We start from the raw sequence: 15,877 nt of genomic DNA, 5'->3' as shown, positions 1-15,877 counted from the left end.
ATTAATTCGCGTCAACTTCACCGGTGTAGGTGGGAATGACAATCGTGCCAAAATCTTGTGCGCCTTGGGCTCTTCCGGGCATTTGGAAACAGGTTTTCTTCATGCCTATAATCGTATGAACACCAAAACCATATTCACGTTTGTAATCGAAAGTTTCTTCTTCAATCTTATAGCGTGTATCGCCATAACCCTTGCCGAAAGCCATAACAACGCTCTGGGCTCCAAGAAGAACAGCACGACGAACCCCTGCAACGCGAGTACTATCCGTTGATTTGACACCATTGGTCACATGTTCAGATTCCCGTAAAATCACACCGTTATACATGCCCAAAGAACCATCAAAAATTGGGTTTTTAGCACGTGAACCGGTATAAGCTGCTTTCTGAATATCAAGCCACTGACCCGTTTCTGTATTTGTACGCAATTGCGTTACTTGGATGGGATGCAAATATAAAACATAGACACTTTCGCCATTCACACGAACCGGTCTAATCTTAGGGTTTGCAAGTTTTGCACATTGAACCGCTTCATCGATCAATTTAAGATTAAAGCTATGTTTGGCTTTCTCTGTAAGGTCTTCATCCTTGGTTTTGCTATCTGGACGCACAATGCGCTTACTACTTGGGGCAATCGGCGTATTAAACCCATAGTAAAGTGGGTCAAGATCAATCAAATCCCCTTCAAAATGAAGCCTATTGGCTGTGTAGCCACAAGCATGAATGAAAAACATCAAACTCAAACGGTCAGCATACCAATCCGATAAACTGTTTTTGGCTTCTTCGCGCAAATTAAACAAAGTGCGTTGCGTATCAATCGTCCCTTCATTGGGAATGCGCGTGCCATGATAGAGTTCATTGATATACAATTTATCATGGAGGAATTGGAGCGCTTCTTCGTTTCCTTCAAGCGTTTCGCCCTCACTCACACCACGACCTGCTAATTGCGCACGAAGGCTAAAGGTTATACAATCTCCTTTGCCTTTCTGTGTCTCTGTTTTGACCTGAATAATGCTATTGGAGCCCTTGCCCATTAATGGAGCAATCGGGGTTGCCTTTGATACCTCCGCATCCAGCATTCTTGCCCATGTTTTTAATGCATGGGGTTCATTAATCCCTATATTGGTTGTTGCCATTTATTTCACCTTTCTTTGCTATAAAAAAACCGGCTTAAAAGCCGGAGGAAAACCCGCATCAAAAGCGGCTTCTTCTCTAAAAAAGTCGTTCACTTAATCCTCATCATCCGCACCACTCAATTTGCGAATAAGCGCTTGGTTCTTTGGATTGCTGTACCATGCTTGAAACTCTTTATCGGACATTGCACTAATCGTCTCAAATGAAAGAGGTCCTGTACTGCCTCCTCCTCCGGATGCTGTTAAAGTCCTCGCAGAATTCTGACGGCTTTGAAGCGCTGCAACCTGATTATTAGCTTGGATCGCTTGGTTCTGATAACCAAGGTTTTGCGCTATCCCATAAAGCTCGTCGGCTGGATTTGTACCCTTTTGTGCACACGTCGCTACTATAGTACGCAATTCATTGCCTATAATCGCATCAATCGTACTCTTTTGTGCGTACTCTGGATAAACTTTGGACCAAGCCGATAACTGCTTCGCACGTGTCTCATAAAGATAATCCGCTGCTGCATCAAAATCACTATACTTACTCTTGGTTGCTGCAACAGAATTTTCTAAAAACTGATTTAAATGCGCATCATGATATTGTTGTTCATAAGCCTGCCTTTGCGCATCCTGTTGCGCTTGAATAAACCTATCCTGCTCTTCAAGCCGTTTGCCCATCCATGCCATATAGCCGATAATATCCTGACTCATATCAGGGGGCATATTGTCTCCTTCAACAACTGGAGTTTCCTGTGGTTGAGGATTATAAAACTTCATCAACGCTTCACGGGCTTGACGCGCTTGCTCTTCTGCACGTTGCTGCTCTAAAGTAGAGATTTCAGAGGGTTCATGAACAGGCTGTGAAACCGTCTCTTGAGAACTCACATCATCACTGGTAACGGTTTCACTCTCATTGCTAACATTAAAATGCCCATCATCATCAAAAACTTGATTATCCAATGGGTAAGCTTCATTCATTCCATTACTCTCTTCAGTCATTTGTGCATTCATTCTTTCACCTTTCTAAATGCTGCGTGCTCTATATGCTTCTGTTCTGGACCGCATAATCTGATTGTGCATTTGCTCATTCAAAATGCGTTGCCGCTCCAAGACAAGGCATTGATTTATAATGATAATTTACTGTTTTGCATATTGAATGAGACCCCCGAATATTGTAAGATTTTCTCATTTCAAATCATATTATGTTCAATCAATTAAAGTCACTTATTTGCACGTCATAAGCGGGGTTGGTGTGTGGGTAGAAAACCGTTTAGAAAGGAGCAAAAATGCCTTTAATGAATCGTCTTAATGCAAGGGCTGTCGCAACATTGGGGGCTGGCAAATATAATGATGGTGCTGGCTTGTTACTTCATAAGCGTAAAGATGGTGGTGCTCAATGGCTTTTACGCTATACTATCCACGGGCGCCGTCGTGAAATGGGTTTGGGTGCTTTAAGAGATGTCTCTTTAAAACAAGCTCGTGAAACTGCAACCCAATGGCGTTCTGTTTTACGTGAGGGTCGTGACCCCATTAAAGAACGTGAGAAACAAAAACGTGAGGCAATGCGTAATCTGCATTATTTAAAAGATATTGCCGTGGATGCTTTTGAAAGCCGTAAAGCAGAATTAAAAGGAGATGGTGAGGCTGGAAGTTGGTTTTTACCTTTAAAACTTTATATTCTCCCTAAATTAGGTTGTATGCCGGTTTCAGAGATTACACAAACCGATATACGCAATACACTTGCTCCTATCTGGCATGCAAAAGCTGCAACAGCTTATAGAGCTCTTAATCGTCTTAATATATGTCTGAAACATGCGGCTGCCTTGGGTTTGGATGTTGATTTACAGGTAACAGCAAAAGCACGCGCACTCTTGGGAAAACAACGCCATAAAGTTAAAAATATGCCTGCTATGGATTGGAAAGATATACCGGCTTTTTATAAAACACTTTGCGAAACACCAACCCTAACACAACTGGCTTTGCGTCTGCTTATTCTTACAGGCGTTCGTACAAATCCTTTGCGTCATATCCATAAAGATCAAGTTGATGGTGATATATGGACCATCCCTGCTGAAAATATGAAAGGAAGGCGTGATGCTACAACAGAGTTTCGCGTGCCTTTATCAACAGAAGCATTAGAAATTTTGAAACAAGCGCGCCTGCTTTCTCGTAATGATTTCTTTTTTTCTCTTAAAAGTCATGGTCCCTTTGCTGAAAGGAGCATGTCACTCTACATGAAAAAAACTGGACTTAATGCCTGCCCGCATGGCTTTCGGTCTAGTTTACGCGATTGGTTAGCAGAAACAACCGATGCTCCCTATGAGGTCGCTGAAACCATTCTAGGTCATACAGTCGGGGGTAAAGTAGAGCGTGCCTACCGTCGTACTGACTATTTAGAGCAGCGTCGTGTTTATATGGATAAATGGGCGGCTTATGTCACGGGGCAATCTTAAAAGATGGGGTCTTATACCCCATTTTTATTCCATTATCTGTGGATAACTTTCTCTCTTCGTTCTCTCATTTCGTTTCAATAAGACTCATAAATTATCAAATGAGAAAATACATCATAAAGTACTGTTTTTTATGATTAAACTTACTTTCAAATCTCAATAAAATATGGTTAATAAATACTTATGATTTGTTACTATTTTTAGATTGAAAGGATTTAGTTATGACTGAAAATGATGTTCTTCTTACAGACCGTGAAAGTGCAAAATTATTGCATATAAGCGTTTCAACATTCCGTCGCCATGTCACCAATGGATCTTTACCAAAGCCCTTAAAATTTGGTTCTTTATCGCGCTGGTTAAAATCGGATCTGATGAATGTGATTGAAAAAGCCAAAACGCAACGTCAACATCTCAGTGATGTGGCATAAAAAAACCTTGTCACGTAAGGACGGACAAGGCTTTCTCAAATTATCGTAAATTGAAAATAGCAAAAACCGTCCTGTGACGCAACGTCTAAGGATGCGAAAAATGTATCATTTTATAAATGCTCGGGGCATTACAAATGCCTTGCGGGGTGTCTGGCATAGTGCTTATGGACTAGCCCGCTGCCCTGCCCATGATGATCAAGTGCCTAGTTTATCTCTATGTTCTTTTAAAGAGACCATAGCAGAGCTTTATTTACGCAAGCGTGGTATCACTTGTAACTTGCCTCCCTAGTTTACGCTTTCATAGCAACTGCCCCCATCCCTCTGGGAAAACCATCACCGCGTTGGTCGCTCTTGTTGAGGGTGGTGGCTCCTTTGCAATCCATAGAACTTTTTTACAAGACAATGGATGCTTGCTGCCCGTGCTTATCGCCAAGGCTTTGAAGTCTTGATGATGCAAGCTCCCCATGGCTCTGACTTCAACATTTTATTATTAAATTATGAAAGATAAAAAAATGACAAAAAATATTCTAGAAAACAATAGCAATACTTCTGTAAATAATACTGATAACGATAACAACCCTGTCTCTTTAAAGGAGCATCCCTGTTTACAAGCCATCCCTTATGAACAGGCTTTGCAACAAATGGGATGGGGTGAATTAAAACCGATAAACAAAGCGCTTTTACCGGTTGAACCTTTTCACCCCGAACAAATGCCTTCAACTTTACGAGACTATATTTATGACGTGGCTGAATGCCAACAATCTTCTCTCGATTTTATTGCTGTCTCGGCTCTGTGTGGGTTAGCTGCCCTGATTGGCAATGGAATTCGCATTGCTCCAAAACAAAATACGCACAATTGGAAAATTGTCCCTAATCTATGGGGCGCCATTATCGGGCGATCTGCAACTCTCAAAACACCTGATATGCAAGCCGCTCTCGCTCCTCTTTATTCCTTTCAAAATGAATGGTATCAACAATGGCGGAAACAGAAAAAACAGAAAGAGACAAAAAATCTTCTCATTGAATTAGAGAGACAAGAAAAGAAAAAACAAGCCCGAAAAGCTTTTAAAAATAAAAACAAGCAACAAGCTATCGCTCTTCTTAATGAACCTCTTGAAGATCAAGAAAGTGAGGATGAAACTCTTGTTAAACGACGTCTTCTGGTCAATGATGCAACGGTTGAAAAGCTTGGAGAATTACTGAGAGAAAACCCGCGGGGGTTATTAATGGTTCGTGATGAACTTTCTGGTTTTTTAGCTAATATGGAAAGAAAGGAATATCAGACTGACCGTTCTTTTTATCTGACGGCTTTTAATGGAAATTCTCCTTATACCTATGACCGTATAGAACGTGGAACAATTTATATTCCCAATGCAACACTTTCCATTATAGGAGGCATTCAACCTTCTCGGATTATTCCCATTGTACAAGCGATAAACCGTGGAATAAACGATGATGGTTTATTGCAACGGTTTCAACTGATGGTATGGCCCGATAACAATAAAGAGAGAGAATGGAGGGATGAATATCCCAATCAAAAGGCATGGGAAGCTTATGAAAAAGTGTTTCGTTCTCTTTATGATAAACCGGTAGGATCTTCTCAACATCCAACGACCATGCGTTTTTCTGCTGAAGCACAAGAGATGTTTAGTGAGTGGTGGGAAAATCATCAGAAAGCGATCAGAAGGGATGATCTCTCTGAAGCTTTACAATCGCATTGTGCAAAAATGGACAAAACCATAGTAAGTCTTGCTTTGATTTTTGAACTTGTCGAAGGTGGTCGTTTTGAAATCAATAAAGAAGCCCTTCAAACAGCCTTGCGTTGGGAAAACTATCTGTTAAGTCATGCGAAACGTCTTTATGCGGCGGATGATAGCTTAACAACAGAGCGTGCAAATTTGCTTATAGAGCGTTGTAATGGCTTACCTGAAGTTTTTACTGCTCGTGATATCTACAGGCGCTGCTGGACGCATTTAAAAGACAAAGAAGCCGTTAAAACAGCTTTAGATGTTTTATGCCGTTGCAACTATCTTCGTAAAATCTGTGATAACAAGGAGCAAAAAGGCGGTCGTTCTACCATACGCTATGAATGGCATCCTTTGGTGAAAAATCAGAGTATAAAGCAATGAAGAAAGCTCTTTTAAAGCTTCTCACAACAATTTTGCAAAACTCTTTTCAATGGCATTCTGTTAGGTAACCTTCTGCAAAGGGAAAGATCAGAATTCTTTTGTAAAAAGAGTTTTGTCTCTTTTGACAGTTTTGTCTGTTGATTTACCCCCCCTCCTATTTAAAAAAATTGAGAGAAAAAATAAAAGCATTCTATTTCAATAGGTTAGCATTATACAAATTTTTGCAATCCAATGCATAAAAGCCATGTGAGTAAGATAGACAATCAGTGACTTGAGTTTTGTCTGTTTTGTCAATTTTTGTCGGTAAATTTTAATAGACAATTGTTATGATATTTTGTGATCATAAAACACTTCAAAACAATCATTTTGATCTCTTAAAACACGGTTTGCATTTGTTTTTATTAACACAAAAACGAATAGTAAATTTTACTACTTTGCTGTTTATAGGCTGTTTATAATTGCATCTTGTAAATTTTTTTGAGGGAATTGATAGGTTTTCGCGCCATTTTGGTTTATTGGTACTCGATATTTGTTCTAAATGTATTTATGAAACGCCATTGTGATTCTTACACTGTTAATGAGTCAATGTCATAAGGTATGGAGTTTCTCTATAATGTCTCAAACCCTCAATTTTGATAATAAACAAGTCACTTTACGCTCTCTCTTACAATCCTATCGTGAAAAACCAATCTCAGATCAAGAAAAGCAAAAGGCTTTCGAAAAGTTTGTGATTGCTTATCTCACACAAGACCCTCTCCAATGCCAAGAATATGAAACGGTCCAAAGCTATAGAGACGTGGCTGATGTGCATGGATGGAAAGGAAGCGATGAAGATACGGATATTGATCTGGTGGCAAAAATCCGTGATTGCAATGAGTATGTAGCCATTCAATGTAAATTTTATGAGACAAATTATCAGATCACGCAAGAGAACATTGAGAGCTTTATCGCCATCTCAGGTAAAAATCGTTTTAAATATCGCCTTCTTATTGACAGCACGCAAGGGGAATTAAGTGAAAACGCCAATACCATGATTGAAGGACAAGCGGTTCCGGTTTATCGCATTAATCTCTTCAATATGGAAGACAGTGCAATTGATTGGGGGATTTTTGAAACAGAAGGGAAAATTGTTCTTAAAGATAAGAAACAAAAGTTGCCTTTTACCCATCAGAAAGAAGCCATTGAAGCTGTCTGTGAGGGTTTAAAAGAAGCAGACCGTGGCAAGCTAATTATGGCTTGTGGAACGGGTAAAACTTTCACCAGTCTCAAGATAGCAGAACAAATAGCCGGAACAGGCAAGCGTGTTTTGTTTTTGGTGCCTTCTCTTGCTCTTATGTCACAAACCATACGCGAATGGACAACGGATGCACAAATCCCGTTGCGTTCCTTTGCTGTGTGTTCGGATAAGCAAATAGGCAAGCGGCGTTTCAATAATGATGATGATGCTGAACTGAGTGCCTCGGATCTTGCTTTGCCTGTCACAACCGATGCGCAAATGCTTGGAGAGAAAGGAAACAAAGTTTCTCCCCATGTTATGAATGTTGTTTTTGCTACTTACCAATCAATCCAAGTGATTGCTGATGCACAAAAGGACCATGATTTACCTGAATTTGATCTGATCATTTGCGATGAAGCCCATAGAACAACGGGGGCGGCTTTGGGAACGGATAAAAGTGAATCTGATTTTATCAAGGTTCATGATAACAGCATTATTCAGGGCAAAAAACGTCTTTACATGACCGCAACCCCGCGCATCTTTAGTGACAATGCAAAAAGGCGTGCGGATGAACTGGATGCTGTGCTGGCGTCTATGGATAATGAGACAATCTATGGAAAACAGCTCTATTTTTATAGTTTCTCCGATGCCGTCAAGAATGACCTCTTAACGCCTTATAAGATTATTGTCTTGGGTGTGGATGAAAAGTTCGTACGTGATACTCTTGAGATTCCTACCAACCATAAGAATTATGAACTTACTCTTGATGATAGAACAAAGATCTTAGGCTGTTACCAAGCTCTTAGCAAAATCGATCTGAAAGTTGATCTTGGTGATGACCCTAACCCCATGCGCCGTGCTTTGGCTTTTTGTAAAGATATTAAAACCTCGCAACGCATTCGTGATACCTTTGAAGGCAAGGGTGTTAAGAGAGCTTTCCGTAAAATCCATAAAGAACACAAAGATACACCTCCTCTTCTCTGTGAGGTGCAACATATTGATGGAAAAGATGGTGCCAAGAAACGAACGGAATTGCTTGAATGGTTGGAAGCTGATGCGGGGGACAATACCTGTCGTATCTTAACCAATGTTCGCTGTCTCTCAGAAGGTGTGGATGTCCCTGCTCTTGATGCGGTGATGTTTTTACACCCGCGCAAAAGCCAAGTGGATGTCATACAGGCGGTGGGGCGTGTGATGCGTCGGGCTCCCAATAAGAAAAGAGGCTATATCATTTTACCGGTTGGCGTGCCGGCTGGGATCTCTCCTGAATTGGCTTTAAAAAACAATAAGAAATACAGTGTTGTTTGGCAAGTTCTCAATGCTTTGCTTTCGCATGATGAGAATTTTAGCAAAACCCTTAATCAAATGAACTTAGGGCAAGATGTAAGTTCTATTATCGATATTGTCACGGTTTCTCAAAAGATGGAGATAGAAAATGTGACAACCGTTGTTGATGATGTGCCCTTACAAGCGAAAACAGAAAGTGCACATGCTTCTTTTGCTACGACTGTCCGTAAATCCCTTTCTCATCATAATGGGCAAGGACAATTGCCTCTGTATAAGGCATTTCCCAATGCTTTTAGGGCATTTCTTGTCAAAAGATCTACTATGAGTGACTATTGGGAAAACTGGGCTGGCAATGTTGCTGAGATTGCACAAAATCATATCAATCGCCTGCAAAACATGCTTGCTGATGAAAAGAGTAAAGCACGCCGTGCGTTTGATGCGTTTCTCAAAGAATTACAAAACAACTTAAACAGTGATATCAAGCAAGAAGAAGCTGTTGAGATGTTAGCGCAGCATCTTGTCACGCGTCCTGTGTTTGAAGCTTTATTTGATGGCAATCAATTTGTTCAAAACAATGCCATCTCACAAGCAATGGAAAAGATTTTAAAGGAATTAGACAAGACAAATATTGAAGAAGAGTCAAAAGAGCTTAAAGAATTCTATGACAGTGTCAAATTCCGTGCCTCTGGGATTACCGAACCCCATGCAAGACAAAATCTGATTATCAAACTTTATGAAAGCTTTTTTGCCAAGGCTTTTAAACGTACAACAGATAAGCTTGGTATTGTTTATACCCCTGTTGAGGTTGTGGATTTTATTATTCACTCTGTTGATGATGTTTTACGCAAGGAATTTGGCAAGAGCTTAGGCTCCCGTGGTGTTTCTATTCTTGACCCTTTTACAGGTACGGGTACCTTTATCACAAGGCTTTTGCAATCTGATCTGATAAAACCAGAGGATATGGAATATAAATTCCGTCATGATATTCATGCCAATGAGATTGTTTTATTAGCTTATTACATAGCAGCGATTAATATTGAATCGACCTATCATAGTCTTATGAAAGGAGATTATATCCCCTTTAAGCATATTGGTTTAACCGATACGTTTCAGATGCTTGAAGAGAAAAATCTGCTGCAAAAATTGTTTAAAGAAAACAGTGAGTATTTAGAACATCAGAAAAACCTGAATATTGAAGTGATCTTTGGTAACCCTCCTTATTCAACAGGTCAAAAAAGCGAAAATGACAATGCAAAAAACACCTCTTACCCCATATTAGATAAACGTATTAGTGATACTTATGCCGTTCAATCGGAAGTAACTAATATACGAGCACTATATGACAGTTATATTCGTGCCATCCGTTGGGCTAGTGACCGTATAAAAGACCGTGGTATTATTGGTTTTGTTACAAATGCAAGTTTTGTAGATGCAAATTCTATGACAGGTTTACGTAAATGCCTTGTTGAAGAATTTAGCAGCCTTTACATTTTCCATTTACGTGGTAATCAACGAACCTCTGGAGAGCTTTCTCGAAAAGAAGGTGGAAAAATTTTTGGTTCCGGATCACGAGCCCCTATTGCTATCTCTATTCTTGTAAAAAATCCAGAATCCAAACAGCGTGATAAAATATATTTTCATGATCTTGAAGATTATCTCACAAGAGAAGAAAAGCTTAAGTCAATTAAGGACTTTGGTAGCATTGAGGGTATTACACGGAGTGAACACGGTTGGAAAATCATTACACCAGACAAACATGGTGATTGGATTAATCAACGTAATGACAGTTTCAAAGCATTCCTAGCTATGGGTGTTAAGGAAGGTCATGGTAAAAAGCTTTTTGAGACTTATTCTTGTGGACTTAAGAGCAATCGTGATGCATGGACATACAACTCAAGCCGCAAATCTTTAGTAAAAAATATAAATAATATGATTGTGTTCTATAACAGTGAGTTAGAACGTTTTAATGAGACCTATCCACATGCTGACTCTAAAACACGTGCAAAGACTATAAATGATTTTGTTAGTTCGGATGAGAAAAAAATAAGTTGGAGTTTTAATCTCAAACAATATTTAATAAAAGGAAGGGCTTTCAATTTTAAGGAAAATTGTTTTACCAAAAGCTTGTACCGTCCTTTTACACAACAGTGGCTTTATTATAATCGGGATCTTAATGATGGTGTTTACCAAATGCTGCGTATATTCCCTATAGGAAAAGCAGTTGAAAACAAGGTGATACAAGTTACAGGCATAGGAGGGAAAAAAAGCTTTTCTGTTTTGATGAGTAATGCTTTGCCTAATCATGATTTAATAGAAAAAAACCAATGCTTTCCACGCTATATTTACGAAGATGTTGACTCTTCAATAGATGACCATGATAAGAAACAATCTCATTTATTTGCAAATTCTACAGAAGAAACCAAAGCTGCTGATTTACAACGCCGTGATGCCATTACTGATGAAGGTTTAGCACATTTTAAAGCTGCTTATCCTAATGAGACCATAACTAAGGATGATCTCTTCTATTATGTTTACGGTCTTTTGCATTCAGAAGATTACCGTGCTCGCTATGCTGATAATCTCTCTAAAGAATTGCCTCGCATCCCTTGCGTAAAAAGTGCTGAGGATTTCTGGGCATTTGTTAATGCGGGTCGTGAATTAGGCAATTTACACGTTAATTATGAAACGGTAGAGCCTTATCCCGTTACCTTTAAAAAAGGTAATCCAAAACTTACAGATATAAAGAACCCCGAAAAGTTTTATTACGTTACAGAAATGAAATTTGCTGGCAATAGTAAGGAAAAGGATAAAACCACTGTTATTTACAATAGTAATATCACAATAACAGATATACCTAAGGAAGCTTATGAGTATATCGTAAATGGTAAACCCGCTCTTGAATGGGTTATGGGGCGGCAATGTGTAAAAACTGATAAAAAGAGTGGCATTGTTAATGATGCCAATCGCTATGCACTTGAGACCATTGGCAACCCTGCTTATCCATTGGAATTGTTCCAAAGGGTTATTACGGTAAGTTTAGAAACAATGAAGATTGTTAAAAACTTACCAAATCTAGAATTAAGAGAAACTGAATAGATTTATGAATCATGCCAATCTCATAAGGGGTATAGATCTTATAACCATAATCTATACTCTCTTATTAGGTTGCTTACCTATAATCTTAAAAGGAATGATTTACCATGCGCTATTCTAAAAAGAGAGGATAAGATTTTTTACATTGCCTTTAAAAGATTATATCGCAATCTCAAATGATGCCTTTCATATCTTTCTTTAAAAAGAAATATGCGTATTAATAGGTTGCATTTATCAATAGAGATTGTTTTTTGTCTTTTTAGTGTTTTTTTCTTTAAAACACAAAGTTTCAAAACTCAAACCCCCCTTTAAATTGATAAGTTACTCTTTATAACACGCCTCATAACCATCTCTTGTCTTTTGAGAGGCATTTAAAGAGCCATATTCCCTCTCATAAAACATGGTTAAAACACGCACTCTAATCATAACAATTGTCTTTTAAAATTTACTGACAAAATTTGACAAAACAGACAAAACGCGTGTCATTAATTGTCTATATTACTCACATTGCTTTTATACGTGATATTTTAAAATTTTGAAAAATACTAACCTATTGAAATATAATGTTTTTATTTTATCTCAATTTTTTTAAATAAAAGGGGGGGCTAGATTAACTGACAAAACAAACAAAAGAGACAAAAGCCCATAAAAAGGCATTTTGATAAGGATACAAGAATTCAAAATGTTTTTATAAAAATCAAAACCGCATGATCATATTATCCTTTTATGAGAATGATGCGGTGGCTATAGAGAATGAATCAAAACAATAGATTTGAATCAAAAGCGGTGGTTATAAAAACGCGGTCTCTTTATAAAATGACAACGAAATTCACAAAAATATACACAAGTTATCTCATAAAAATAATGATGCGTTATAAAGTTAAAAATGGGCATTATGAGAGCATTCTTAGTTATTATGATGTTTAAAAGAGAAAAATAACGCAATTGCGTAATATAGAGTCAAATAGAGTCAATAAAACAGAAAATATTTATAAGCATATGACGCATATTTATACACAATGGCATAAAAAATAATTATAAAAAAACACAAAAAAGAATAAAAGATAGTTGACAATAAATACGTAATTTGTTATATAAATACTCAAGTGATGAAAACACTTAACATGTAGCGGATAGGTTACGAAACAGCCTTTCCCATGTCCTTTAAAATACTGATTGTCTTTTATGCTCTTGTTAGTATATGAAGATCTTGTCGGGTGTGGTTATGCCATACAATACCCTTTCATGGGAAAAGCATAACAACGGACTACATGCCGTGTTTTCAACGCCCGGCGTCTTATAAGGGTGTCAACTGAAAACTTCAAACATGTAGGAGACACTAGCTATGAATGCTACTGTTAATAAACAAACATTATCCAAAAAATATGAATTAACCACTGAAAACTTCACTTTTGATGGGATTACTTTACACCGCATTCGCGCATTAAGAGATTTTGATGATGTAAAGGCTGGTCAATTGGGTGGTTTTATTGAAAACGAAGATAACCTCTCTCATGATGGCAATTGTTGGATTTATGATAATGCCGCGGTTTTTTTGGATGCCAAGCTTTATGAGAATGCTAAAATTTATCAAGAAGCTAAAGTTTTTAGACAAGCCAAGGTTTATGGAAATGCTACTGTAAATGGCAAGGCATGGGTATTTGATTATAAAGCTCATATTTATGAAAATGCAAAAATTAACGATAACGCTAGGGTCTGTGGTCATGTCTATGGCAATGCCGTTGTAAGTGATAATGCTACTATTGCTGATGGTGCCAAGGTTTATGATAACGCACGGGTTTATGAGAGGGCACATATTTGTGGCTATGTTTTTGGAAATGCCCATGTTTATGGTAAATCACGTATTTATGTATGGGCACATATTTATGATAATGCCCATGTCTTTTGCAATGCTTGGATTAAGGATTATGCAAGTGTCTATGGCAATGCAAAAGTCTCTGGCTCGGCGCGCGTTGGTTGCTTGGCAAGAATTTATGATAATGCCAAGGTTTATGGTAAATCAAATATCGATCATCATGTAAAAATTTATGGCAATGCCGTGGTTAATAGCCATATAAAAATTCGTGATGATATTTGTACTAATGATCAGTCTCTTAAAGATGCTGCGTAAATAACACCGCAGGCGCGGCGGGGGCGCCCCTCTCTAAATTTCATTCAAATTTTATCCATTATTTAGATTAGGAACTTACCTATGAATACTATAACTGTATCCAAAAAATATGAAATTACAAATGAAACCCATGTCTTTGATAATCATACCCTTTATCGCATCCGTGCTTTAAGAGATTTTGATGATGTTAAGGCTGGTCAATTGGGGGGCTTTATTGAAGATGAGAGTAATCTCTCTCATGATGGCAATTGCTGGGTTGCTGATAATGCGTATGTTTTAAAACCCGGTCGTGTTTATGATAATGCTAGGGTTTATGGCAATGCTGCGGTTGGTGGTTTTGTTTATGGCAATGCGCATGTTTATGATTTTGCCAAGGTTTTTGCCAATGCCCATGTCTATGATAACGCACGGGTTTTTGATAGTGCAAAAATTATCAGTAATGTCCATATTTATGAAAATGCAAGTGCCTATGGCATGGCTATTGTTACTAAAAATGCCTATGGCAATACAAGAGAGAATGTTTATACAGAACGGCTCTCTCCTTATGGCGAGATTTCCTTTGTAATGTGTCGTCCATAAAAAGCAGCATAAATAACACCGCGGGCGCGGCGGGGGCGCCCCCTTCTTAAGAACATTTCATTCAAATTTTATCGATTATTTAGATTGGGTTTTCTCATGATTAGTACAGTTGTAACTAAAAAATATGAATTAACAAATGAAATCAAAGAAATTTACCAAAATAAGGATGGTAAATTTGTGCCTATAAATCTTTATCGCATTCGCGCATTAAGGGATTTTGATGATGTAAAGGCTGGTCAATTGGGTGGCTTTATTGAAAATGAAGATAATCTCTCTCATGATGGTAATTGCTGGGTTTATGATGAGGCGTGGGTTGCTGACAATGGCGTCGTGTCTGAAAATGCAAAACTTCGTAATGAAGCTGTTGTTGCTAAACATGCTAAAGCTTATGGGAATGCTGTTATTAGTGATCATGCTAAAGTTTATGGTCATGATACCCATGTTTATGACAATGCCAAGGTTTATGATCATGCTAGTATCTCAGGGAATATGTGGTTTCGAGACAAGGGATGGGTTTATGGCAAGTGCGTGGTTAATGGGAATGCCAAGGTTTGTGGTCAAGTTTATGACAATGCCGTGGTTTATGGAAAAGCCTTTATTACTATAGAGGCAAAAATATATGACAATGCAAAAGTTTTGCATAGTGCTTATGTGAATGGCTCTGTTTATGGCAATGCAAAAGTATCGGGCTCTGCTTATGTAAGTGAGGGTGCTCATATTTTTGAAAATGCTAGGGTTTATGGAAAAGCGGTTATTGAAAAAAATATCAAAATTTATGGCAATGCAAAAATATTTGGAAATGCGTATGTTCGTAATGAAGTAAGTGATGATGTTATAATCAATAGCCGTGAAAAAATTATCGAAAATGAAGCAGCATAAATAACGGCGCGGGGGGCGCCTGCTTTCCAAATCTTTCATTTAAAATCTCATTCTATAAGGATTGTTCCTATGCAAAAGAAATTTGCACTTACAAATGAAACGCGTCTCTTTGGTAATCGCATATTTTACCGCATTCAGGCTTTAAAAAGCTTTTCTGATGTCAAGGCTGGTCAACTCGGTGGTTTTATCGAAAATGAAAGCAACCTCTCCCATGATGGCAATTGCTGGGTTTATGGTAATGCTCTGGTTTTAAACTCAGGTCGGGTTTCTGAAAATGCTAGGGTCTATCATAACGCTATTATCGCTGGTTATGTCTATGGAAATGCTATCGTTCTTGGTAAATCGATCATTTATGACCATGCTCATGTCTATGGTAATGCACAAATTTATGATCACGCCCGTGTCGTCAATTATGTTCATATTTATGAAAATGCTAATAGTCACGGCATTGTTATGATTTTAGAAAAGACACGTGATGATATTGAAACAAGGTCTTATATCGAATTGCTTTCCAATAATGAAATAAAAATCATCTGGCTGCGTAATAAAGCCTTTTTAAATCTTTAAAGCG

10 protein-coding genes and 1 pseudogene are annotated in these 15,877 nt (G+C 38.2%); 9 read left to right on the top strand and 2 right to left on the bottom strand.

The window, feature by feature from the left end:
- Position 1 precedes the first annotated feature (1 nt).
- Positions 2–1,132 carry a BaGTA-type gene transfer agent major capsid protein gene (gene bgtG, locus LNM86_RS03695; protein WP_241438483.1) on the bottom strand — a complete coding sequence of 377 codons (1,131 nt, stop codon included), beginning with the start codon at positions 1,130–1,132 and terminating at the stop codon, positions 2–4.
- A 93-nt stretch (positions 1,133–1,225) separates the two neighbouring features.
- Positions 1,226–2,125, bottom strand: coding sequence for a hypothetical protein (locus tag LNM86_RS03690; RefSeq protein ID WP_241438482.1), 900 nt, complete (start codon positions 2,123–2,125; stop codon positions 1,226–1,228).
- Positions 2,126–2,400: 275 nt separating this feature from the next.
- On the opposite strand from LNM86_RS03690, the gene LNM86_RS03685 reads away from it, so the two are divergent.
- From LNM86_RS03685 to LNM86_RS03645, 9 genes and pseudogenes are all read left to right on the top strand, one after another.
- Positions 2,401–3,567: a tyrosine-type recombinase/integrase gene (locus tag LNM86_RS03685; RefSeq protein WP_241438481.1), complete on the top strand. Its 1,167-nt coding sequence runs from the start codon at positions 2,401–2,403 to the stop codon at positions 3,565–3,567.
- Positions 3,568–3,785: 218 nt separating this feature from the next.
- Positions 3,786–3,992, top strand: coding sequence for a helix-turn-helix transcriptional regulator (locus LNM86_RS03680; RefSeq protein WP_241437493.1), 207 nt, complete (start codon positions 3,786–3,788; stop codon positions 3,990–3,992).
- Between the two features lie 100 nt (positions 3,993–4,092).
- A pseudogene (locus LNM86_RS12950) lies at positions 4,093–4,432 on the top strand (DUF7146 domain-containing protein); the annotation flags it as partial.
- Between the two features lie 72 nt (positions 4,433–4,504).
- On the top strand, positions 4,505–6,121 hold the full coding sequence (locus LNM86_RS03670) for a YfjI family protein (protein ID WP_241438480.1): 1,617 nt from the start codon (positions 4,505–4,507) through the stop codon (positions 6,119–6,121).
- Between the two features lie 613 nt (positions 6,122–6,734).
- Positions 6,735–11,720 carry a DEAD/DEAH box helicase gene (locus LNM86_RS03665; protein ID WP_241438479.1) on the top strand — a complete coding sequence of 1,662 codons (4,986 nt, stop codon included), beginning with the start codon at positions 6,735–6,737 and terminating at the stop codon, positions 11,718–11,720.
- Positions 11,721–13,062: 1,342 nt separating this feature from the next.
- On the top strand, positions 13,063–13,848 hold the full coding sequence (locus LNM86_RS03660) for an LbetaH domain-containing protein (protein WP_241438478.1): 786 nt from the start codon (positions 13,063–13,065) through the stop codon (positions 13,846–13,848).
- 81 nt (positions 13,849–13,929) lie between these two features.
- Positions 13,930–14,427, top strand: a complete 498-nt coding sequence (locus LNM86_RS03655) for a hypothetical protein (RefSeq protein WP_241438477.1) — start codon at positions 13,930–13,932, stop codon at positions 14,425–14,427.
- 96 nt (positions 14,428–14,523) lie between these two features.
- A complete protein-coding gene (locus LNM86_RS03650; RefSeq protein WP_241438476.1) occupies positions 14,524–15,306 on the top strand; it encodes a hypothetical protein in 783 nt (260 codons plus the stop codon).
- Between the two features lie 69 nt (positions 15,307–15,375).
- A complete protein-coding gene (locus tag LNM86_RS03645; RefSeq protein WP_241438475.1) occupies positions 15,376–15,873 on the top strand; it encodes a hypothetical protein in 498 nt (165 codons plus the stop codon).
- The last annotated feature ends 4 nt before the right edge of the window (positions 15,874–15,877 follow it).

This window comes from Bartonella machadoae, from assembly GCF_022559585.1.
Taxonomy (GTDB): domain Bacteria; phylum Pseudomonadota; class Alphaproteobacteria; order Rhizobiales; family Rhizobiaceae; genus Bartonella; species Bartonella machadoae.
The sequence above is the reverse complement of the archived record's forward strand: the minus strand, read 5'-3'. Positions and strand labels throughout refer to the sequence as shown.

Excerpts from the sequence above, each read along its gene's own strand:
- bgtG (WP_241438483.1), bottom strand. The coding sequence starts at position 1,132 with ATGGCAACAACCAATATAGGGATTAATGAACCCCATGCATTAAAAACA.
- LNM86_RS03690 (WP_241438482.1), bottom strand. The coding sequence starts at position 2,125 with ATGAATGCACAAATGACTGAAGAGAGTAATGGAATGAATGAAGCTTAC.
- LNM86_RS03685 (WP_241438481.1), top strand. The coding sequence starts at position 2,401 with ATGCCTTTAATGAATCGTCTTAATGCAAGGGCTGTCGCAACATTGGGG.
- LNM86_RS03680 (WP_241437493.1), top strand. The coding sequence starts at position 3,786 with ATGACTGAAAATGATGTTCTTCTTACAGACCGTGAAAGTGCAAAATTA.
- LNM86_RS03670 (WP_241438480.1), top strand. The coding sequence starts at position 4,505 with ATGACAAAAAATATTCTAGAAAACAATAGCAATACTTCTGTAAATAAT.
- LNM86_RS03665 (WP_241438479.1), top strand. The coding sequence starts at position 6,735 with ATGTCTCAAACCCTCAATTTTGATAATAAACAAGTCACTTTACGCTCT.
- LNM86_RS03660 (WP_241438478.1), top strand. The coding sequence starts at position 13,063 with ATGAATGCTACTGTTAATAAACAAACATTATCCAAAAAATATGAATTA.
- LNM86_RS03655 (WP_241438477.1), top strand. The coding sequence starts at position 13,930 with ATGAATACTATAACTGTATCCAAAAAATATGAAATTACAAATGAAACC.
- LNM86_RS03650 (WP_241438476.1), top strand. The coding sequence starts at position 14,524 with ATGATTAGTACAGTTGTAACTAAAAAATATGAATTAACAAATGAAATC.
- LNM86_RS03645 (WP_241438475.1), top strand. The coding sequence starts at position 15,376 with ATGCAAAAGAAATTTGCACTTACAAATGAAACGCGTCTCTTTGGTAAT.